This is a genomic window from Sphingobacterium sp. GVS05A (assembly GCF_019969845.1).
In the GTDB taxonomy this organism is placed as follows: Bacteria; Bacteroidota; Bacteroidia; order Sphingobacteriales; family Sphingobacteriaceae; genus Sphingobacterium.
On sequence record NZ_JAHXYR010000032.1, the window covers coordinates 1 to 264 of the forward strand.

General features: G+C 47.3%; 1 rRNA gene. It reads left to right on the forward strand.

Going from position 1 to position 264, the window contains the following annotated elements:
- Positions 1 to 83: ribosomal RNA gene (locus LC454_RS26320) — 16S ribosomal RNA — on the forward strand; the annotation flags it as partial.
- Between the last annotated feature and the right edge of the window lie 181 nt (positions 84 to 264).

The following is a 264-nucleotide window of genomic DNA, read 5'->3' on the forward strand; positions in this document are numbered from 1 at the left end:
AGCGTGTTAGGGTAAAACCGATAATTGGGGCTAAGTCGTAACAAGGTAGCCGTACCGGAAGGTGCGGCTGGAATACCTCCTTTCTAGAGTATCGCGGATCGATGCTCGTCACGTACATATGATTGAAAAAGAAGAAAAAACATCAGAAGAAAGTGCCCGCCCCTAGAAGGAGCAGGACCGAGAGAGATAGATGAACAGAATAGCTAGTCCCGTAGCTCAGTTGGTTAGAGCACTACACTGATAATGTAGGGGTCAGCAGTTCAA